General features: G+C 70.2%; 15 protein-coding genes and 1 pseudogene. 10 read left to right on the top strand and 6 right to left on the bottom strand.

The window, feature by feature from the left end; translation table 11 throughout:
* Window positions 1-185, bottom strand: a 185-nt coding sequence (locus ACZ4SV_RS13225) for a hypothetical protein (protein WP_468004155.1), incomplete at its 3' end; no start/stop codon positions are given.
* Here ACZ4SV_RS13225 and ACZ4SV_RS13220 point away from each other — a divergent pair.
* The 5 genes and pseudogenes from ACZ4SV_RS13220 to ACZ4SV_RS13200 all read left to right on the top strand — a co-directional run bounded on the left by ACZ4SV_RS13220 (window position 100) and on the right by ACZ4SV_RS13200 (window position 5,306).
* Window positions 100-655 (top strand): annotated as a pseudogene (locus ACZ4SV_RS13220) (ABC transporter ATP-binding protein). The gene ACZ4SV_RS13225 and the pseudogene ACZ4SV_RS13220 sit on opposite strands and share 86 nt — an antisense overlap.
* Before the next feature lie 136 nt (window positions 656-791).
* Complete coding sequence (locus ACZ4SV_RS13215) at window positions 792-3,347, top strand: ATP-binding protein (RefSeq protein WP_468003992.1); 2,556 nt, start codon at window positions 792-794, stop codon at window positions 3,345-3,347.
* Window positions 3,344-4,033 carry a response regulator gene (locus tag ACZ4SV_RS13210; RefSeq protein WP_468003990.1) on the top strand — a complete coding sequence of 230 codons (690 nt, stop codon included), beginning with the start codon at window positions 3,344-3,346 and terminating at the stop codon, window positions 4,031-4,033. Before ACZ4SV_RS13215 ends, ACZ4SV_RS13210 begins: the two co-directional genes overlap by 4 nt.
* Before the next feature lie 82 nt (window positions 4,034-4,115).
* Window positions 4,116-4,514, top strand: a complete 399-nt coding sequence (locus ACZ4SV_RS13205; RefSeq protein WP_078629620.1) for an OB-fold nucleic acid binding domain-containing protein — start codon at window positions 4,116-4,118, stop codon at window positions 4,512-4,514.
* 3 nt (window positions 4,515-4,517) lie between these two features.
* On the top strand, window positions 4,518-5,306 hold the full coding sequence (locus ACZ4SV_RS13200; protein WP_398213032.1) for a DUF3159 domain-containing protein: 789 nt from the start codon (window positions 4,518-4,520) through the stop codon (window positions 5,304-5,306).
* Between the two features lie 158 nt (window positions 5,307-5,464).
* Here ACZ4SV_RS13200 and ACZ4SV_RS13195 read toward each other — a convergent pair whose 3' ends face one another.
* Window positions 5,465-6,133: a potassium channel family protein gene (locus ACZ4SV_RS13195; protein ID WP_365871392.1), complete on the bottom strand. Its 669-nt coding sequence runs from the start codon at window positions 6,131-6,133 to the stop codon at window positions 5,465-5,467.
* The gene (locus tag ACZ4SV_RS13190; RefSeq protein WP_365871390.1) at window positions 6,133-6,804 is read right to left on the bottom strand and encodes a potassium channel family protein; all 672 of its coding nucleotides are present in this window, start codon (window positions 6,802-6,804) and stop codon (window positions 6,133-6,135) included. The genes ACZ4SV_RS13195 and ACZ4SV_RS13190 overlap by 1 nt, the downstream gene beginning before the upstream one ends.
* A 371-nt stretch (window positions 6,805-7,175) precedes the next feature.
* Here ACZ4SV_RS13190 and ACZ4SV_RS13185 point away from each other — a divergent pair, with 371 nt between their 5' ends.
* The 5 genes from ACZ4SV_RS13185 to ACZ4SV_RS13165 all read left to right on the top strand — a co-directional run bounded on the left by ACZ4SV_RS13185 (window position 7,176) and on the right by ACZ4SV_RS13165 (window position 14,596).
* Window positions 7,176-9,224, top strand: a complete 2,049-nt coding sequence (locus ACZ4SV_RS13185; protein ID WP_365871388.1) for an APC family permease — start codon at window positions 7,176-7,178, stop codon at window positions 9,222-9,224.
* Window positions 9,225-9,341: 117 nt separating this feature from the next.
* Complete coding sequence (locus ACZ4SV_RS13180; protein WP_468003986.1) at window positions 9,342-10,670, top strand: class I SAM-dependent RNA methyltransferase; 1,329 nt, start codon at window positions 9,342-9,344, stop codon at window positions 10,668-10,670.
* A gap of 736 nt (window positions 10,671-11,406) precedes the next feature.
* Window positions 11,407-12,270 carry a hypothetical protein gene (locus tag ACZ4SV_RS13175; protein WP_468003984.1) on the top strand — a complete coding sequence of 288 codons (864 nt, stop codon included), beginning with the start codon at window positions 11,407-11,409 and terminating at the stop codon, window positions 12,268-12,270.
* A gap of 96 nt (window positions 12,271-12,366) precedes the next feature.
* A complete protein-coding gene (locus ACZ4SV_RS13170; RefSeq protein ID WP_468003982.1) occupies window positions 12,367-14,331 on the top strand; it encodes a CRISPR-associated endonuclease Cas3'' in 1,965 nt (654 codons plus the stop codon).
* 10 nt (window positions 14,332-14,341) lie between these two features.
* Window positions 14,342-14,596, top strand: coding sequence for a hypothetical protein (locus ACZ4SV_RS13165; protein ID WP_468003980.1), 255 nt, complete (start codon window positions 14,342-14,344; stop codon window positions 14,594-14,596).
* 911 nt (window positions 14,597-15,507) lie between these two features.
* Here ACZ4SV_RS13165 and cas7c read toward each other — a convergent pair.
* From cas7c to cas5c, 3 genes are all read right to left on the bottom strand, one after another.
* The gene (cas7c, locus tag ACZ4SV_RS13160; RefSeq protein ID WP_468003978.1) at window positions 15,508-16,377 is read right to left on the bottom strand and encodes a type I-C CRISPR-associated protein Cas7/Csd2; all 870 of its coding nucleotides are present in this window, start codon (window positions 16,375-16,377) and stop codon (window positions 15,508-15,510) included.
* A gap of 65 nt (window positions 16,378-16,442) precedes the next feature.
* The gene (gene cas8c, locus ACZ4SV_RS13155) at window positions 16,443-18,269 is read right to left on the bottom strand and encodes a type I-C CRISPR-associated protein Cas8c/Csd1 (RefSeq protein WP_468003976.1); all 1,827 of its coding nucleotides are present in this window, start codon (window positions 18,267-18,269) and stop codon (window positions 16,443-16,445) included.
* 1 nt (window position 18,270) lies between these two features.
* A complete protein-coding gene (gene cas5c, locus ACZ4SV_RS13150) occupies window positions 18,271-19,044 on the bottom strand; it encodes a type I-C CRISPR-associated protein Cas5c (RefSeq protein WP_468003974.1) in 774 nt (257 codons plus the stop codon).
* Between the last annotated feature and the right edge of the window lie 102 nt (window positions 19,045-19,146).

The raw sequence follows: 19,146 nt of genomic DNA, 5'->3' as shown, positions 1-19,146 counted from the left end.
ACGCTGCCCCGCACCCCTTCCGGGGCGCTGCCCCGCACCCCTTCCGGGGCGCTGCCCCGCACCCCTTCCGGGGCGCTGCCCCGCACCCCTTCCGGGGCGCTGCCCCGCACCCCTTCCGGGGTGTCGCTCCGGCCGGTGATACTGGCGTCCGTCGAGGTGCCGCGCGGCGAGCTCGTCGCCCTCAAGGGCCGCTCCGGTTCCGGCGAGACCACCCTGCTGAAACATCGTCGGCGGGCTCGACGTGCCCGACCGGGGCCGCGCCCGGGTCGAGGGCCGGGACCTCGCCGGGCTCGGCGAGAACGAGCTGCTGCGGCTGCGCCGCGCCGGCCCGCGCGTGCGCGAGGAGCGGGTGGCGCTGCTGCTGTCGCTGGTCGGGCTCGCCGGACACGCGGCACAGCGGCCCGGCGAGCTGTCCGGCGGCCAGCAGCAGCGGGTCGCCGTCGCCCGGGCCCTCGCAGGCCGCCCCGCCCTGCTCATCGCCGGCGAGCCGACCGGCCGGCTCGACGCCGAGACCGGGCACGCCGTCATGGCGCTGTTGCGGGCCGTCGTCCGCGGTGAGCGGGCCACCGCTCTGGTCGCCACGCACGACGCGACGCTGCTGGACCTGGCCGACCGGGTGCTGGATCTGCGCGACGGCGAGATCACCGAGCCCTAGGCCCGCCGCGTGGCGAGCCGCTCATCAGGGATGCGTCAAAGTTGCCCGCCGCTCGCGCCCCTGCCCCGTGTACCGCGATCCTTGGCCGTAGGGTCGACGCTGCGTAGGCGACCGGCACGGGAAGACGAGGAGGGCCATGGCACGCGGCACGCTCCGGATCTACCTCGGCGCGGCACCGGGCGTGGGCAAGACCTACGCCATGCTCGCCGAGGCGCACCGCCGCGCCGAGCGGGGCACCGACTGCGTGGTCGCGTTCGTCGAGCACCACGGCCGGCCGCGCACCGAGGCGATGCTGCACGGCCTGGAGCGGGTGGAGCGCCGCCGGCTGGAGCACCAGGGCGCCGCCTTCGAGGAGATGGACGTCGACGCCGTACTGCGCCGGGCCCCCGCCGTCGCCCTCGTGGACGAGCTGGCCCACACCAACGTCCCCGGCTCGCGCCACCCCAAGCGCTGGCAGGACGTACGGCAATTGCTGGACGCCGGCATCGATGTCGTCTCCACCGTCAACATCCAGCACCTGGAGTCACTCGGTGACGTCGTGGAGTCGATCACCGGGGTGCGCCAGCGCGAGACCGTCCCGGACGAACTCGTGCGCCGGGCCGACCAGATCGAACTCGTGGACATGGACCCGCAGGCCCTGCGCCGGCGGATGGCCCACGGCAACATCTACCAGCCCGACAAGGTCGACGCGGCCCTGTCCAACTACTTCCGGCCCGGCAACCTCACCGCCCTGCGCGAACTGGCGCTGCTGTGGGTGGCCGACCGCGTCGACGCGTACCTGACCGAGTACCGCAGCGCGCACCGGGTGTCGGCGATATGGGGCTCCCGGGAGCGGATCGTGGTGGGCCTGACCGGCGGCCCCGAGGGACGCACCCTGATCCGCCGGGCCGCCCGGCTCGCCGAGAAGGGCGCCGGCGGCGAGGTGATGGCCGTCTACATCGCCCGCAGCGACGGACTGACCTCCGCCTCCCCGAAGGAGCTGGCCGTCCAGCGCACCCTGGTGGAGGACCTGGGCGGCACCTTCCACCACGTGCTCGGCGACGACATCCCGGCGGCCCTGCTCGACTTCGCGCGCGGGGTGAACGCCACCCAGATCGTGCTGGGCTCCTCGCGCCGCAAGACCTGGCAGTACGTCTTCGGGCCCGGCGTGGGCGCCACCGTCGCCCGGGACTCCGGACCCGACCTGGACGTGCACATCGTCACCCACGAGGAGGTCGCCAAGGGCCGCGGCCTGCCCGTGGCCCGCGGCGGCCGGCTGGGGCGGGCCCGGCTCCTGTGGGGCTGGCTGGTCGGACTGGCCGGCCCCGCGGTCCTCGCGGTGCTGCTGAACACCGTCGACCTCGGCCTCGCCAACGACATGCTGCTGTTCCTGGCCGTCACCGTCGCCGCGGCCCTGCTCGGCGGCCTGCTGCCCGCGCTGGCCTCGGCCGCCTTCGGCTCGCTGCTGCTGAACTACTTCTACACCCCGCCGCTGCACCGGCTGACCGTCGCCGACCCGAAGAACATCGTCGCCATCGCGATCTTCTTCGGCGTCGGCATGTCGGTCGCCTCGGTGGTGGACCTCGCCGCCCGGCGCACCCATCAGGCGGCCCGGCTGCGCGCCGAGGCCGAGATCCTCTCCTTCCTCGCCGGCAACGTGCTGCGCGGCGAGACCAGACTGGAGGAACTGCTGGAACGGGTCCGGGAGACCTTCGCCCTGGAGTCGGCCGCCCTGCTGGAACGCGAGAGCGAGGTGGCGCCCTGGACCTGCGCGGGCCGGGCCGGCACCGGACCGCCGCTGGAGCGCCCCGAGGACGCCGACGTGGACATGCCCGTCGGCGACCGCATGGCGCTCGCGCTCACCGGCCGGGTGCTGCCCGCGGCGGACCGCCGGGTCCTGGCCGCCTTCGCCGCGCAGGCCGCCGTCGTCCTGGAGCGCCGGCGTCTCCAGGAGGAGGCCGACCAGGCCCGCGCGCTCGCCGAGGGCAACCGCATCCGCACCGCCCTGCTGGCCGCCGTCAGCCACGACCTGCGCACCCCGCTGGCCGCCATCAAGGCCGCGGTCTCCTCGCTGCGCTCCGACGACGTGGCCTGGTCCGAGGAGGACCAGGCGGAGCTGCTGGCGGGCATCGAGGAGGGTGCCGACCGGCTCGACCACCTGGTGGGCAACCTGCTCGACATGTCCCGGCTCCAGACCGGCACCGTCACGCCGCTGATCCGCGAGATCGACGTGGACGAGGTCGTACCGATGGCCCTCGGCGGCGTACCGGAGGACAGCGTCGCGCTGGACGTGCCCGAGACGCTGCCGATGGTCGCCGTCGACCCCGGGCTGCTGGAGCGGTCGGTGGCCAACCTGGTGGAGAACGCCGTCAAGTACAGTCCGCGCGGACGGCGCGTCCTGGTCGCCGCGAGCGCCATCGCCGACCGGGTCGAGGTGCGCGTGGTGGACCGCGGCCCGGGCGTGCCGGACGAGGCCAAGGAACGGATCTTCGAGCCCTTCCAGCGGTACGGTGACGCTCCGCGCGGAGCCGGCGTCGGACTCGGCCTCGCGGTCGCCCGGGGCTTCGCCGAGGCCATGGGCGGCACCCTGCACGCGGAGGACACCCCGGGCGGCGGGCTCACCATGGTGCTGAGCCTGCGCGCGGCGGCGCCGCCTCCCGTGACCCCGCGCGCGGACACGGACATCGCAGAACCGGAAAGGCAGGTCCTATGACGACCCGGGTGCTCGTGGTCGACGACGAGCCGCAGATCGTGCGCGCGCTCGTGATCAACCTCAAGGCACGCAGGTACGAGGTCGACGCGGCCGGCGACGGCAGGACCGCGCTCGAACTCGCCGCCTCCCGCCACCCCGACGTGGTCGTCCTCGACCTCGGACTGCCCGACATGGACGGCGTCGAGGTGATCCGGGGGCTGCGCGGCTGGACCCGGGTGCCGATCCTGGTGCTGTCCGCCCGGCACTCCTCCGACGAGAAGGTCGAGGCGCTGGACGCGGGCGCCGACGACTACGTGACCAAGCCGTTCGGCATGGACGAGCTGCTGGCCCGGCTGCGGGCGGCGGTCCGCCGGGCCGAGCCGGTCGGGCCGGGCGAGGACGAGCCGACCACTGTGGAGACCGAGGGCTTCACCGTCGACCTGGCCGCGAAGAAGGTCAACCGCGGCGGCAAGGACGTCCGGCTCACCCCGACCGAGTGGCATCTGCTGGAGGTGCTGGTCCGCAACACCGGCCGCCTCGTCAGCCAGAAGCAGCTCCTCCAGGAGGTGTGGGGGCCCTCCTACGGCACCGAGACCAACTACCTGCGGGTCTACATGGCGCAGCTGCGGCGCAAGCTGGAGACGGACCCGTCGCACCCGCGGCACTTCATCACGGAGCCGGGGATGGGCTACCGGTTCGAGAAGTGAACCGGAGGCCAGAGGCCCGGCGGGCGGGCGGCGGGCGGGTGACCTTATCCGCCCTGTCGGGGGTCCCCGGTAGGCTTCAGTCATGACTGCTGTTCCTCGTTCCGAGAAGCCGGCCGGCCGGTTCCGGCGCATGCTCGACCGGCTCTCCTCGTCCCAGGAGGACCTGGAGTCGGAGGAGCTGCGCGAAGACGCCGAGACGGCAGGCTGCACCAAGATCGGCGACTGCCACGACCGGCAGATCGTCACCGTAACTGGTACCTTGCGCACGGTCACCCTGCGTCCGCGCGCCGGAGTCCCGGCCCTGGAGGCGGAGCTGTTCGACGGCTCCGCCGCGCTGGACGTGGTGTGGCTCGGCAGGCGCTCCATCGTGGGCATAGAACCGGGGCGCAAGCTGATCGCATCGGGCCGGATCTCCATGAGCCGGGGCCGCCGGGTGCTGTTCAACCCGAAATACGAACTGCGACCCCTCGGACGGGAGTAGCCGGTGACGTCCCTCGACAAGCCGACCGAAGACACCGAACAGATCCAGCCCGACGACGCCCGTGCGGTGACCGAGGCGGCGCTGTTCGAGGCCTTCGGCGGGGTCCGCGGCATGGTCGAGACGGTCGTGCCGGGCCTGCTCTTCGTCGCGATCTTCACCATCGACAAGAACCTGCACCTCTCCGCGATCGCCGCGCTGGCGGTCTCGCTGGTGCTGGTCGTGGTCCGGCTGGTCATGAAGGACACCGTCAAGCACGCCTTCAGCGGCGTCTTCGGGGTGGCCTTCGGCGTGGCGTTCGCCATGTTCACCGGCAACGCCAAGAACTTCTACCTGCCGGGCATGCTGTACACGCTGGGCCTGGCGCTGGCGTACATCGTCACGACCCTCGCCGGCGTGCCCCTGATGGGCCTCATCCTGGGCCCGGTGTTCAAGGAGAACCTCTCCTGGCGCACCCGCAACCCGGGCCGCAAGAAGGCGTACGCCAAGGCGAGCTGGGCCTGGGGCCTGATCCTGCTGGCCAAGTGCGCGATCCTCTTCCCGCTGTACTGGTGGGCCGACACCACCCAGCTCGGCTGGGTCCTGATCGCCCTGAAGATCCCGCCGTTCCTGCTCGCGGTCTGGCTCACCTGGGTCTTCCTGGCGAAGGCGCCCGCCCCCATCGACGTGTTCGCGGAGATGGAGGCCGAGGAGAACGCTGAGAAGGCGGCGAAGGCCGAGAAGGCGGAGCGGGAGCGCCAGGCCGCGGAGAGCGGCGAGCCGAACAACGGCGGCCGGCACCGCAGGGATCCCTGAGCGACCGAGCCCCGGAGCGACCGAGCCTTGAGGGGCCGAGCCTTGAGGGGCCGAGCCCGGAGCGGCCGCCGTACCGCCGCCGGCCTTCCCGCTCGACGCTCTCCTACGACGCCGAAGGGCGCCCTTGTCACCAAGGGCGCCCTTCCGTCCGTCCGGGCTCAGCTCTCCCGGCGCACCGACAGCAGCTCCTCCAACTGCTCCTCCCGGGCCTGCGCCGCCACGAACAGCAGCTCGTCGCCCGGCTCCAGGGAGTCCTCCTTGGAGGGCGTCAGCACCCGGGTACCGCGGATGATGGTGACCAGGGAGGTGTCCTGCGGCCACTCCACGTCCCCCACCTGCGTGCCGGCCAGCGCCGACTCCTCCGGCAGGGTCAGCTCCACGAGGTTGGCGTCACCGTGGCTGAAGCGCAGCAGCCGGACCAGGTCGCCGACGCTCACCGCCTCCTCGACCAGGGCGGACATCAGCCGCGGGGTGGAGACGGCCACGTCCACGCCCCAGGCCTCGGTGAACAGCCACTCGTTCTTGGGGTTGTTCACCCGGGCGACGACGCGCGGCACGCCGTACTCCGTCTTGGCGAGCAGCGAGACGACCAGGTTCACCTTGTCGTCGCCGGTGGCGGCGATCACGACGTTGCAGCGCTGGAGCGCCGCCTCGTCCAGGGAGGTGATCTCGCAGGCGTCGGCGAGCAGCCACTCCGCCTGCGGGACGCGCTCGACCGAGATGGCGGTCGGCGCCTTGTCGATCAGCAGGACCTCGTGGCCGTTCTCCAGCAGCTCGCCCGCGATCGAGCGGCCGACGGCACCGGCCCCGGCAATGGCGACCCTCATCAGTGACCGCCCTCCTCTTCCGGGCCACCGGCGAACGCCGCCTCGACCTTCTCCACGTCGTCCGTCCGCATCATCACGTGCACGAGGTCACCCTCCTGCAACACCGTCTGGGAGGTGGGCAGGACCGCCTCGCCCAGCCGGGTCAGGAACGCCACCCGGACGCCCGTCTCGTCCTGCAGCTTGCTGATCTTGTGACCGACCCACTTCGGCGAGGCGTGCACCTCGGCGAGCTGCACCCCGCCGGTGGGATCGCGCCACAGCGGCTCGGCCCCGGACGGCAGCAGCCGGCGCAGCATCTGGTCGGCGGTCCAGCGGACCGTGGCCACGGTCGGGATGCCCAGACGCTGGTAGACCTCGGCGCGGCGGGGGTCGTAGATGCGGGCCGCCACGTTCTCCACGCCGAACATCTCGCGGGCCACGCGCGCGGAGATGATGTTGGAGTTGTCACCGCTGGAGACGGCGGCGAAGGCGCCGGCCTCCTCGATGCCCGCCTCGCGCAGGGTGTCCTGGTCGAAGCCGACCCCGGTGACCCGGCGGCCCCCGAAGCCCGGGCCCAGCCGGCGGAAGGCGGTGGGGTCCTGGTCGATCACGGCGACCGTGTGGCCCTGTTGCTCCAGGGTCTGGGCGAGAGCGGAACCCACTCTCCCGCAGCCCATGATGACGATGTGCACGACCGTCCTTCCGGTGTCCAAAAGTTACTGCTGGGCATCAGGGTCTCAGACCGCGGACCAAAGCTACACACGGGCGCCGTGCGGTGGGCACCCCCGTGACCGGGCCGGCGGCGGCCGCCGGCCGAGTGATGCTGCGCACGCCGCACCGGGTCAGGATTCCGAGGCCGGCCGGGGCGCACAGCGTCCCGATCAGCTCCGCGGCGGCCGCACGCGACCTCCGAAGTGCGCTGACAGACGGGGTTTGCCGACTCGGCACGGCGGGCACCCGCACCACGGATTCCGAAGTTCCGCGTGCCCCCGATTTCACTCGTGAGGCAGATGCAGCACGCCGGGTGGGCGGGTGCCAGTTCGAAGGCTTACGATCCTCTCTCGTGTCCAAACTGACCGACGTGCCCAAACGGATCCTGATCGGGCGCGCACTGCGCAGTGACCGGCTGGGCGAGACGCTCCTGCCGAAGCGCATCGCACTCCCCGTCTTCGCCTCCGACCCGCTGTCCTCCGTCGCCTACGCGCCGGGGGAGGTCCTGCTGGTCCTGTCCATCGCGGGCGTGTCGGCGTACCACTTCAGCCCCTGGATCGCGGTCGCGGTCGTCGTGCTGATGTTCACCGTGGTCGCCTCCTACCGGCAGAACGTGCACGCCTACCCGAGCGGCGGCGGCGACTACGAGGTCGCCAACACCAACCTCGGCCCCAAGGCCGGCCTCACCGTGGCCAGCGCCCTGCTGGTGGACTACGTCCTGACCGTCGCCGTCTCCATCTCCTCCGGCATCGAGAACCTCGGCTCGGCGGTCCCGTTCGTGGTCGAGCACAAGGTGCTCTGCGCGGCCGCCGTGATCGTGCTGCTGACGCTGATGAACCTGCGCGGCGTGAAGGAGTCGGGCAAGCTCTTCGCGATCCCGACGTACGTCTTCGTCGGCGGCGTCTTCATCATGATCCTGTGGGGCGCGTTCCGGGGCCTGGTCCTCGGCGACACCATGCGGGCCCCCACGGCCGCCTACCACATCAAGGCCGAACACCAGGGCCTCGCCGGCTTCGCGCTCGTCTTCCTGCTGCTGCGCGCCTTCTCCTCCGGCTGCGCGGCCCTCACCGGCGTCGAGGCGATCTCCAACGGCGTCCCCGCCTTCCGCAAGCCCAAGTCCAAGAACGCCGCCACCACGCTGGCGATGATGGGCCTGCTCGCCGTCACCATGTTCTGCGGCATCATCGCCCTCGCCATGGTCACGAAGGTCCGCATGGCCGAGCACCCGGCCACCGACCTGTTCCACGGCAGCGTGCCGCTCGGGACCGGCTACGTCCAGAACCCGGTGATCTCCCAGGTTGCCGAGGCGGTCTTCGGCAAGGGCAGCTTCCTGTTCGTGCTGCTCGCCGCCGCCACCGCCCTGGTGCTGTTCCTGGCCGCCAACACCGCCTACAACGGCTTCCCGCTGCTCGGCTCGATCCTCGCCCAGGACCGCTACCTGCCGCGCCAGCTTCACACCCGCGGCGACCGGCTCGCCTTCTCCAACGGCATCGTGCTGCTCGCCGGCGCGGCGATGCTGCTGGTGTTCATCTACGGCGCCGACTCCACCCGCCTGATCCAGCTCTACATCGTCGGCGTGTTCGTGTCCTTCACGCTCAGCCAGACCGGCATGGTCCGGCACTGGAACCGCCACCTCGCCGCCGAGCGGGACCCGGCCAAGCGCAGCCACATGATCCGCTCCCGCGCGATCAACGCGTTCGGCGCCTTCTTCACCGGCCTGGTGCTCGTCGTCGTCCTCGTCACCAAGTTCACGCACGGCGCCTGGGTGGCCCTGCTGGGCATGTGCATCTTCTACGCGACGATGACCGCGATCCGGAAGCACTACGACCGCGTCGCCGACGAGATCGCCGCCCCCGAGGGCCCGAGCGACGACATGGTCCGCCCCTCGCGCGTCCACTCCGTCGTCCTCATCTCCAAGATCCACCGCCCCACGCTGCGCGCCCTGGCCTACGCCAAGCTGATGCGCTCGGACACCCTGGAGGCGCTGACCGTCAACGTCGACCCGGCCGAGACCAAGGCACTGCGCGAGGAGTGGGAGCGGCGCGGCATCGACGTACCGTTGAAGGTCCTGGACTCGCCGTACCGGGAGATCACCCGCCCGGTGATCGAGTACGTCAAGAGCCTGCGCAAGGAGTCCCCGCGCGACGCGGTCTCCGTGATCATCCCGGAGTACGTGGTCGGCCACTGGTACGAGCACCTGCTGCACAACCAGAGCGCGCTGCGCCTGAAGGGCCGCCTGCTGTTCACGGCCGGCGTCATGGTCACCTCCGTCCCCTACCAGTTGGCGTCCTCCGAGGCCGCCCGGGCCCGCGCCCGCAAGCGGCAGGAGTGGAGCGCGCCGGGCGCGGTCCGGCGGGGCCCGGCCGTGGTGCGGCCCAAGGAGCCGTCCGGCAAGGACTGAGCGGCGACGGGAAGGCCGTAGACTGGTGGGCTGTTGTCGGATCCACCGGTCCACGGCCGTCACCGGCCCCGTGGCCCCGCGCCTCCGCCCCCCTCGTCGATCTGGAGTCACCCCACCATGCAGGCAGAACCGACCACGTCTGTGGTGGGCGAGGAGTACGAGGTCGAGATCGGCCCCGTCGCCCACGGCGGCCACTGCATCGCCCGCACGTCCGAGGGCCAGGTGCTCTTCGTCCGGCACGCGCTGCCCGGCGAGCGGGTGGTGGCACGGGTGACCGAGGGGGAGGAGGGCGCCCGCTTCCTGCGCGCGGACGCCGTACGGATCCTGGAGGCGTCCAAGGACCGCATCGAGGCGCCCTGCCCCTTCGCCGGCCCCGGCCGCTGCGGCGGCTGCGACTGGCAGCACGCCAAGCCGGGCGCGCAGCGCCGCCTCAAGGCCGACGTCGTCGCCGAACAGCTCCAGCGGCTCGCCGGGCTCACGCCCGAGGAGGCGGGCTGGGACGGCACCGTGGTCCCGGCCGAGGGCGACAAGCTGCCCGCCGGCCAGGTGCCGCAGTGGCGCACCCGGGTCCAGTACGCCGTCGACGCCGAGGGCCACGCCGGACTGCGCCGGCACCGCTCGCACGAGGTCGAGCGCATCGACCACTGCATGATCGCCGCGGCCGGCGTCAGCGAGCTGGGCATCGAGAAGCGGGACTGGACCGGCATGGAGTCGGTCGAGGCGATCGCCGCGTCCGGCTCCCAGGACCGCCAGGTGATCCTCACCCCGCGCCCCGGCGCCCGCCTTCCGCTGGTCGAACTGGACCGGCCGGTGTCGGTGCAGCGGGTCGACGAGAACTCCGGCGGCGTGCACCGCGTCCACGGCCGGCCCTTCGTCCGCGAACGCGCGGACGGCCGGACGTACCGGGTCGGCAACGGCGGCTTCTGGCAGGTCCACCCGAAGGCGGCCGACACCCTCGTCACGGCCGTCATGCAGGGCCTGCTGCCCCGCAAGGGCGACATGGCCCTCGACCTCTACTGCGGCGTCGGCCTCTTCGCCGGCGCGCTCGCCGACCGCCTCGGCGACCAGGGCGCGGTCCTCGGCATCGAGACCGGCAAGCGGGCGGTCGAGGACGCGCGGCACAACCTGGACGGCTTCCCGCGGGTCCGCATCGAGCAGGGCAAGGTCGAGTCGGTCCTGCCGCGCACGGGCATCACCGAGGTCGACCTGATCGTCCTCGACCCCCCGCGCGCGGGCGCCGGCCGCGCGACGGTCGCCCACCTGGCCACCCTCAACGCCCGCCGCATCGCCTACGTGGCCTGCGACCCCGCGGCCCTGGCCCGAGACCTGGCGTACTTCCGCGAGGGCGGCTACCGGGTACGGACGCTGCGAGCGTTCGATCTGTTCCCGATGACGCATCATGTGGAGTGCGTGGCGATTCTGGAGCCTGCCGGAAAGGGCCGCTGACCTGCGGTTTCGATGGGTGCGCATGGTGTGCGCTATGTGCGTTACGGGCGATATCTTGACGCTGAAATGACGCTCTGCGAGGTGTCTGGACGCTCATTTGACGCTCGTTCTGATGGGGCATCAGGTCTATCGCGTCGCTGTTCAGGTGGGCTCCTGGTTTCGTAGGTGTGGCGAGTTGCTGGGGACATCGGGGCCGCTCGCCCAGCCGTCACCGTCACCGGCTCACAGCCCCAGCCAGCCTGTCTGCTGCCCAGGCTCGGGCTTGGGCGACGGCAGCCGCCAGCGCCATCAGCCAAGTAAGCAGTTGTTCGGGTGATGCGACCGGCCACGGGCCGCCCGGGGGAGCGGGCTCGGCCTGGCGGCCGACGGGGGCCTCCGGCGTGCCCTGCAACCGCTCGGCCAGACCCGGGCAGCCCGGCTCGGACCCCGGACCGGAAGGGCGCCGGCCCAGCGGAGCAGGGCGTTGCCTCCTCTGGGGCGCCAGAGCGCAGGCCCTCCACCAGCCTCTCTATGGCGATCGCGGACTTTGACGATCATGATGTCCGCTACAGGCCGACAGTTGGATGAGTGTTCCTTCCTCACGACTGCTTCGGAACCAGAAGCACACACGCGACACGCGAATTGCACCTAAGCCGTATGTCCGTATCCCGTAACTCTGTTACTCGATGCTCACCCACAGAGGAGTGAGCGGTAGGCTGTTTACACTGCTCAAGCAGCGTGGCGGTCGCCCTCCGGGGTGACCGAGGATCGCAACGATCAGGATCTCGGCGGGGTCACCAACGCTGTCAGCTGGCGGTCGCCCTCCGGGGCGACCGAGGATCGCAACTCGCCCGTCGGCCGGCTGGATCGGTCGAACCCGCAGGTGGCGGTCGTCCTCCGGGACGGCCGAGGATCGCAACAACGAGGCCGGGTGGACGGCGATCCGGGAGGCGTCGTGTGGCGGTCGTCCTCCGGGACGGCCGAGGATCGCAACCACGCCTCGGACGAGGACAGCGTCATCCCGCTCGCCTGCTGGCGGCTGCCCTTCGGGGCGACCGAGGATCGCAACTTCGAGAACTCCGTCCTCGTCGAACCTCCGGCCGACCTGGCGGTCGCCCTCCGGGGCGACCGAGGATCGCAACAAGATGACGTTCCTCGAGACCACCGCGGACCTGCTGCTGGCGGTCGCCTTCCGGGGCGACCGAGGATCGCAACGGCATCGCCTGCGGCATCCTCATGGTCGCCTGCCCGCTGGCGGTCGCCCTCCGGGACGACCGAGGGTCGCAACAGCGTGGCGCCCATGGCGGGCAACAGGCCGCCGGACCCCTGGCGGTCGTCCTCCGGGGCGACCGAGGATCGCAACAAGGGCGTGAAGACGACCCTGGATGACGGCATGGCGAGGATCGCCATGCACACCATGTCGGCGGCCAGCGTGTGGCTGTCTCCTGGCGGGTTGCCGGGGGCGTTGGTGGGTGAGTTGGATCTGCTGTGCCATCGGGTCTTCCTGGCTCCTGCTGGCTTTGGCCGGGATGCTGGAGAGGTGGCGGCTGCCAGGTCAGCAGGAATAGAACGGCTTCGCGGCTCGGTGTTCCCGGTGCGGGCCAGGGCTTCTGGGGGCTGATTTGGGTCTGTGGCCGGTCGGTGTCCGAGGGGGCGGATACGGTCTTGGGTTCGGCGCGGAGGGCGCCGTGCGCCTGGTGGGGGAGGAGAAGGTGTAGTGGCGGGTGTGTTGTATGCGCACAGCCTGAGTGGTGTCTCGGGGGTGCGGCACACGCTGGAGGACCACTTGCGTGGCTCGGCTGCGTTGGCGCGGCGTTTCGGGGAGGTGTTCGGGGCCGGGGAGCTGGCGGAGTATCTGGCCTTGGTGCACGACGTGGGCAAGGGGGCGTGTGCGTGGCAGGACGGGCTCAGGGCTGTCGAGGCGCGCAGAGGTGGGGGGAGGGTGGGGGTTGGGCACAAGCATGCCGGCACGGTGCTGGCGGAGCGGTATACGCAGTTGGCGTGTGCGGCGGTGGTGTTCGGGCATCACGGCGGGCTTCCGGACCTGGAGCGGCTGCGGGACGAGTTGCACAAGGGCCGTCCGGGTGGTTCGGAGGCTGTGCGGGTTCAGGAGGCGATCCGCGCTGTGGAGGGGATCGTTCCGGAGATTCACCGTTCGTCGCGGATCGCGCTGCCCGGCTGGCTGCTCGACCTGCCGAGGCGGGAGCAGCGCCTCGGGCTGGACTTGCTGGTGAGGATGCTGTTCTCCTGTGTCGTGGACGCGGACTACCTCGATACGTCCGCCCACTTCGAGGGTGAGGCGGTGCGGGTGGGGGAGTGGGCGGACATGGCGGCGCTGGTGGAGCGCTATGAGGTCCGGCGCAAGCGGTACCTGGCGGGGCGGGAGTCCTCGCCGGTGGATGCGCTGCGGCAGTCGGTGTATGAGCGGGCGTGCGCGGCGGCGGGCGAGCCGGGCGTGTATGTGCTTCAGGTCCCCACCGGTAGGGCGAAGACCATGGCTGCGGGCGCCTTCGCGCTGCGGCACGCGGCGCAGCATGGCAAGCGCCGTGTCGTTTTGGCGGTGCCGTTCATCTCGATCACGGAGCAGAACGCGGCCGTGTACCGGGACCTGCTCGACCCCGAGGACGCCGGCGGCGGGCCGGCGGTGGTGCTGGAGCATCACAGCGCGGTGGACCTCGATGTGGAGGGGGCTGGGTTCGGCGAGCTGGCCGAGGAGCAGCGCGAGGCGTTGCGGCAGCGTGCCCGGACGGCGAAGCTGGCGGCGGAGAACTGGGACGCGCCGTTCGTGGTGACCACCATGGTCAGGCTGTTCGAGTCCCTCTTCTCACACAAGCCGTCGCGGATGCGGCGTCTGCACAACCTGGCCGGCTCGGTGATCGTCCTGGACGAGGTGCAGGCGCTGCCGGACCGTCTTCTCGCGCCGATCCTGAGCGGGATGCGGGGGCTGGTCGATCACTTCGGGGCAACGGTGCTGCTGGTCTCGGCGACCCAGCCGTCGTTCTGGGAGCTGTCGGCGTGGAAGGGACTGGAGCGCAAAGCGGTCATCGACGACCCGGCGGCGCTCTTCGACGCCCTGCGCAGGGTGGAGTACGAGTGGCGGACAGGGCAGGACGTCACGCTGGAGAGCATCGCCCGGGAGGCGGCCACGCACCCGCAGGTGCTGACGGTGGTCGGCACGACCAGGGACGCAGCCCGTTTCCACCGCCACCTTCAAGCCGCCTTCGCCCAGGGTGTGGTGCTGCATCTGTCGACACGGATGACCGGCGCCCACCGCCGGGAGGTGATCGCACAGATCCGTGAACTGCTCGGCCGGGGGGAGCCGGTCCAGGTGGTGTCGACCAGTCTGATCGAGGCGGGTGTGGACGTGGACTTCCCACGGGTGTACCGGGCGTGGGCGTCGCCGGAGTCCCTGCAGCAGGCGGCAGGACGCTGCAACCGCGAGGGACGCCTGCCCTTTGGGACCGTGATTGTCTTCGACCCCGCAGATGGCGGCCGGCCGTGCAGCGCCGAGTACCGCACCGCGGTGCAGACCGGGGAACAGTTCTTCGGACCGCATCCGCTCTGTGCCGGACGATCTCGACGCGCTACACCAGTACTACCAGCGGCGATATTCGTACCAGCAGCGCGGGGACTCGGAAGCGGGGCTGGGAGCGCGCATCCAGAAGCTGCGGCGCGTCCTTGACTTCCTCTAGGTGGACCGTGAGTTCGAGCTGATCGAAGACGAGCACAGTGTCCCGGTGGTCGTCATCCGGGATGAGCGTGACCGGGAGCAGATCGAAGAAGCCGTCGCACAGCTGACGGATCCGTTCCGGCCGTGCGGCCCGGAGGTGCTGCGCAGCCTCCAGCAGCACACGGCCTCCCTGCCCAAGAGGGAAGCCGACGCGGCGCTGGGGGCTGGCCGTCCCGGTGACGGGCGACCTGCCGTCCAGGGTGCGTGCCGTACTTGAGTGTCGTCGACAACATTACGTTGCGATCCTCGGCCGTCTCGAAGGCGACCGCCACGTTCAACTGAGTCGAGTACTCGTTCAGGGTGTCGAGATTGCGATCCTCGGTCCGGCGGACGACCGTGAACGGCCCACGCACGGTCGGCCGTGTCGCCTCACTAGCGGTTGCGATCCTCGGCCACTTCGAAGAATGACCGCTGCTCCGTACAGGTTGTCGGCCTGTTCGTCAACTGGGGCGTTGCGATCCTGACAGGGGAGCCACCACAGGCTTTGATGAGTCCCTTGTCTACCACGGTCTCGATGTTACGACCCCCGGTCGCTCCGGAGGGCGACCGCTATGTCCAGTCCAAACTGCCGAAACTGAGTGCCGTACTCGTTGTTGCGATCCTCGGCCGTCCCACAAGACAGCCACCATCGCGTACTTGACGCCTTCGACCATCCGGGAGTTGGTGTTGCGATTTTTGGTCGCCCCGGAAGGTGACTGCCACGTGACCCCGGGCGAGCACGGAGGCGGCACCAATGAGTTGCGATCCTCGGGCGTCCCGGAGGACGACCGCCGCCTGAGCAGTGTTTCGCGGTGCTCTGGGGGAAGGGGGCGTTGCGACCCTCGGCTGTCTTTGGGGACGACCGCCACACGTTGCCCTGCTCAGCGGCGAAGACGAATGAGCGGTGGCGATCCTTGTTTGTCCCAAAGACAACCGCAACTCCCATCAGAATGGGAAGCGCGCACCGTATTTGTTGACGTTGCGATCCTCGGCCGCCCGGACGACGACCGTCATTGATCCGAATCGGACTTCCGGGTCCTCGGCCAAGAGGTTGTGATCCCTGGCTGCATTGGCGGGCGACCGTCATCAACCCTCCGGTATGTCACGCCAGGTTGCTTAGAGGTGGTGATTCCAAGCAGCCCGGCAGGTTCAGTCGATGAGTCGGGTCAGGGTCACCCCAGCGGGCACGTGGTCTTCGTCGATGGTGATGCGGTCGGTGTAGTCGTCCCAGGATCGTGCCTCGCTGTGGCCGAGTGGTTTGATGCGGATCAGGTCGAAGAGTTTGTGGGCGGGGGCTTGTCCGTAGGCGTCGTCATGGGAGAAGACGTACAGGCCGCGGATGGCCATTTCGCCGCGGGAGGATGCCCGGTCGTGGTCGAACATCATGGTCAGGGCCTGCCAGTAGGCGGCGAGGTCCTCCGGGGTGACCTTGGCCTTGGCACCGAGGGCTCCGGAATAGAAGCCGTGGCCGCGGTAGAGGCCGTAGGGGACGTAGTGCTTGTTGCCCATCTCGGTGACCTTGCCCTTGGCCAGGTCTTCGGGTTTGTTCGGGGCGACGCGGGTGATGCCGGCCTCCAGCGGGGTGATGGGGTCGATGGAGCGGGAGAAGGTGAGCTGCATGGGCCCGCGGGCCCTTCCGGCGTGCTTCTTCTGGTCGCCCACGGACATGACGGCTCCGAACAGGCGCACGTCCCAGAAGTTGCGGATCATCCACTCCTGCGCGGTGGCGGTCTCGCCTTCCTTGGCGCCCCCTTCGATGTAGGCGCGCTGGATCTGCGGGTTGAGGGCGACGCCCTGTTCGACGTACATCTCGAATCCGGGCTTGCCCTGGTGGAGGAGTGTGACGGTGTTGCGGATCTTGCGCTTGAGGGCGACGTCGGTGATGAGGCCCTGGCCGGTGATGGGGTCGGTTCGGGGCATGCCGCCGGCGTCGGGGTCACCGTTGGGGTTGCCGTCCTTAACGTCGATGAGGAAGACGTAGTCGTGCTTGCGGGTGGGGTCCAGGTGCGCGTCGGTCATGGGTGTGCTGGGTGTCCTTCCGGGGCTGTGGTGTCGTGGTGAAGCTGGCGGCGGCGGGGCGTCCGTCACCAGAGGGTGTCGTCCGAAGCGTCGGCGTCCTCGACGACGGCTTCAGGAAGGGCGTCCGCTTGCTGTCCTGCGGCGAGTTCCTTGCCGGCTTCCCGTGCCTTGATGGCTTCTGCGGCAGCGCGTGCGGAGTGGGCTCGCTGGTGGTCGTAGCCGAGGACGAACAGGGCCTGCTGCTCGGTGCTCAGGTGGGCGGGGATGGTGTCGAGCAGGTCGAAGGTGTCCCGCAGCCGGTTGTCCATGGCCTTGGCCGCAGGTCCGCTGGTGCGGGCGATGGTGCGCAGGTGGGGGCGTGCTCCGATGCGGAGGCGGGTGAGGACGGCTTGGGGGGAGACGACCGCGGTGCTCAGGTACTTGTCGGTGATGGTGGTGTTGACCTTGGGCATAGCCTTGCGCTGGATCGCTTCGAGCATGGCCATGATCCGTCCGCATACGTAGCCGGGCTCGGTCGACTGGGGGTTCAGCTGGGGCACACAGAGCTCCTTGTGGCGAGTGGTCGTACGGATCAGGGCGAGGCGCAGCAGGGCGATGCGGGGCCGGTCGAGGTGATGGTCGGCGCGGACGCGCTGCAGGAGGACCGGCAGGAGATGGGCCGGTGGTGCGGCACCGTGGAGTGCGGCTTTGGTGAGGTCGGCTTGCAGGTGTTTGGGGACGGTGGTGTCGACGTACTTGTTCTTGCGCTTGTCCCAGCGGGCGCAGGCGAGGGCGAGTCGCCAGACCGACCAGTAGGTGTAGGTGTTGTTCCAGCCGTCCCAGGTCTGCTGGTCGGAGAACCAGGTCCCGAGTCTCCGTTTCAGTTCGGGGACGGGGATGGTGATCCAGTCGGCGACGATGACCCTGTTGGTGTTCACCCGCAGGGTGAGGGCGTAGAAGGCGTCCTCGTCGAGGACTGCCAGCGCGTCTCGCCCCCGCCGGGGGTGGCGGAGGCCGGCGATGAGCTGGGCCACCTCCTCGGGCTCGGGGTTGTTCAGGGCCCACATGGACGTGTCGGTGTCGGGGTTACGGGTCCACCAGACGATGGCGGAGTCGTCGGCGAAGGCGCGGTGTTCGGGGTCGGCGAGCAGCGTGTTCAGGGCGGTGGCGGACTTGGTGCCGCAGTCGACGCAGATGGGGGTGGCACCGAGCTGCTTGGTGCCGGCCCTGAAGTGGGCGGGCTGGTTGAGAGAGACCAGTTGGGTGTTCATCCCGGAGTTGGGGATGCCCTTGATGGGAACCGGGAGTGTGGACAGCAACGGCGCGACATGCCCGCACACGAGGCACAGTCCCTGGTTCGCCTTGCCCGCCTTTCCGCTCTTCGCCTTCTTGACCTTGTCGGCCCACCAGCTCCTTGCGTCGGGCAGGTCGTGGAGCCACTCGCCGTCCACGCTGATGGCGACGAGGTGATCCTTGTCCATCTCCAGCGGCCACGCGGTCGGCGCCGGACTGTTCAGCCACGCGGCCACTGTCTGCGCCTGGGGAAGGTGCGGGTGGTCGTTGCACCAGGACGTGACCAGTGCGCGGTAGGCGGCGTGCCGGGTTCTCGCCTTGGTCACGTCGGCAGAGTTGATCGAGAGGACCTTCTCCCCGTCCGGCCCTTTCATCAGGCCGGGGTGAGCGAGCGCGAACTGCGCGGTGTCGGCGAACAGGATCGGTGCCGGCTTCTGCCCGGAGCGTCCGGTGTACGGGGCGGTGATCTTCCGCTGTTCCTGGCGGAGGTCGATGACCAGCGGTTCCGCGTTCCCTGTGCTGGAGAGGTCGATCTGCCACATGACCCGGCGCGCGAGATAGTACTGGGGGACATCGCCTTGGCGGTTGTCGGTTTGCTGGACGAGGCTCTGCAGCAGCACGTCAGGCCACCCCGTCCGCGGAGGCGCGTCCCTCGGTTCCGGGCATGCCGTTGACCTCGGCAGGGGCCAGCGGGCGGTCGGGCACGTGAAGAACGCCGTGCTCCAGGCTGGCCCGGAACCAGTGGTAGCGCTCCTTGCCCTTCGGGAGGTACTCGATGTGGTGGAGCATCAGCCCGAGCTCGTCGATGGGCGGAATACCCGCCTGATCGGCGACCGTGACCGCGCCGGCCTCCTCCGCTGATCCGCGAGGCCCGAAGAAGGCTGTGAACTCGCGGCAGCCGAAGTGGGGCTGTTCGTAGCAGGCACCGCGTGCGAGCCGGCGATCGAACTGGTCGCGGTACTTCGGTAAGGGCGCGGTGCACCGGTCGGTGGCGCGGATCGTTGCGTGGATGCGGTAGGCGACGTCGCTCAAGGCGACGGTGACCCGCTGGCCGCGGTCTTCGGCGGCGTCGTAGCGGTAGCCGGTGTTGGCTCGCAGGCTCTCGTAGGTGTGCCTGGTGACGATCGAGTTGTTGACCTCGTTACGCCGGAAGCGGGTCCACCTCACCGGCTTGAGCTGCTCGATCCGCTCGACTCGGTAGGTCATCTCCGGTTTCCAGAAGATGGCCTCCAGCAGTCCCCTCGCCGCTGAGGGAGTCATGGTCGGATAGGAAACACGTTCGACTTTGAGTTCCGGACGGGTGAAGCAGGCCAGCGGCCCCCACGCCTCCACCTGGACGTGAAGTGGCCGGTCAGCCCTCTCCTCGCGCTGCTTTCGGGGACGCGACGCAACCATGCACTTGTTCCCTTCCCTGCCTGCTGACACGGCCCGTTGTCAGTGCCTGCGGCTAGCTTCCATATGTCGCGCAACCCCGAGGTCTACGCCGTGGGATTCGAG

This window comes from Streptomyces sp. NPDC027672 (assembly GCF_055566335.1).
Note: the sequence above shows the minus strand (reverse complement) of the source record. Positions and strands in the feature narration are given on the sequence as shown.

Excerpts from the sequence above, each read along its gene's own strand:
- ACZ4SV_RS13180 (WP_468003986.1), top strand. The coding sequence starts at position 9,342 with ATGCAGGCAGAACCGACCACGTCTGTGGTGGGCGAGGAGTACGAGGTC.
- ACZ4SV_RS13215 (WP_468003992.1), top strand. The coding sequence starts at position 792 with ATGGCACGCGGCACGCTCCGGATCTACCTCGGCGCGGCACCGGGCGTG.
- cas5c (WP_468003974.1), bottom strand. The coding sequence starts at position 19,044 with ATGGTTGCGTCGCGTCCCCGAAAGCAGCGCGAGGAGAGGGCTGACCGG.
- ACZ4SV_RS13210 (WP_468003990.1), top strand. The coding sequence starts at position 3,344 with ATGACGACCCGGGTGCTCGTGGTCGACGACGAGCCGCAGATCGTGCGC.
- ACZ4SV_RS13195 (WP_365871392.1), bottom strand. The coding sequence starts at position 6,133 with ATGAGGGTCGCCATTGCCGGGGCCGGTGCCGTCGGCCGCTCGATCGCG.
- ACZ4SV_RS13205 (WP_078629620.1), top strand. The coding sequence starts at position 4,116 with ATGACTGCTGTTCCTCGTTCCGAGAAGCCGGCCGGCCGGTTCCGGCGC.
- cas7c (WP_468003978.1), bottom strand. The coding sequence starts at position 16,377 with ATGACCGACGCGCACCTGGACCCCACCCGCAAGCACGACTACGTCTTC.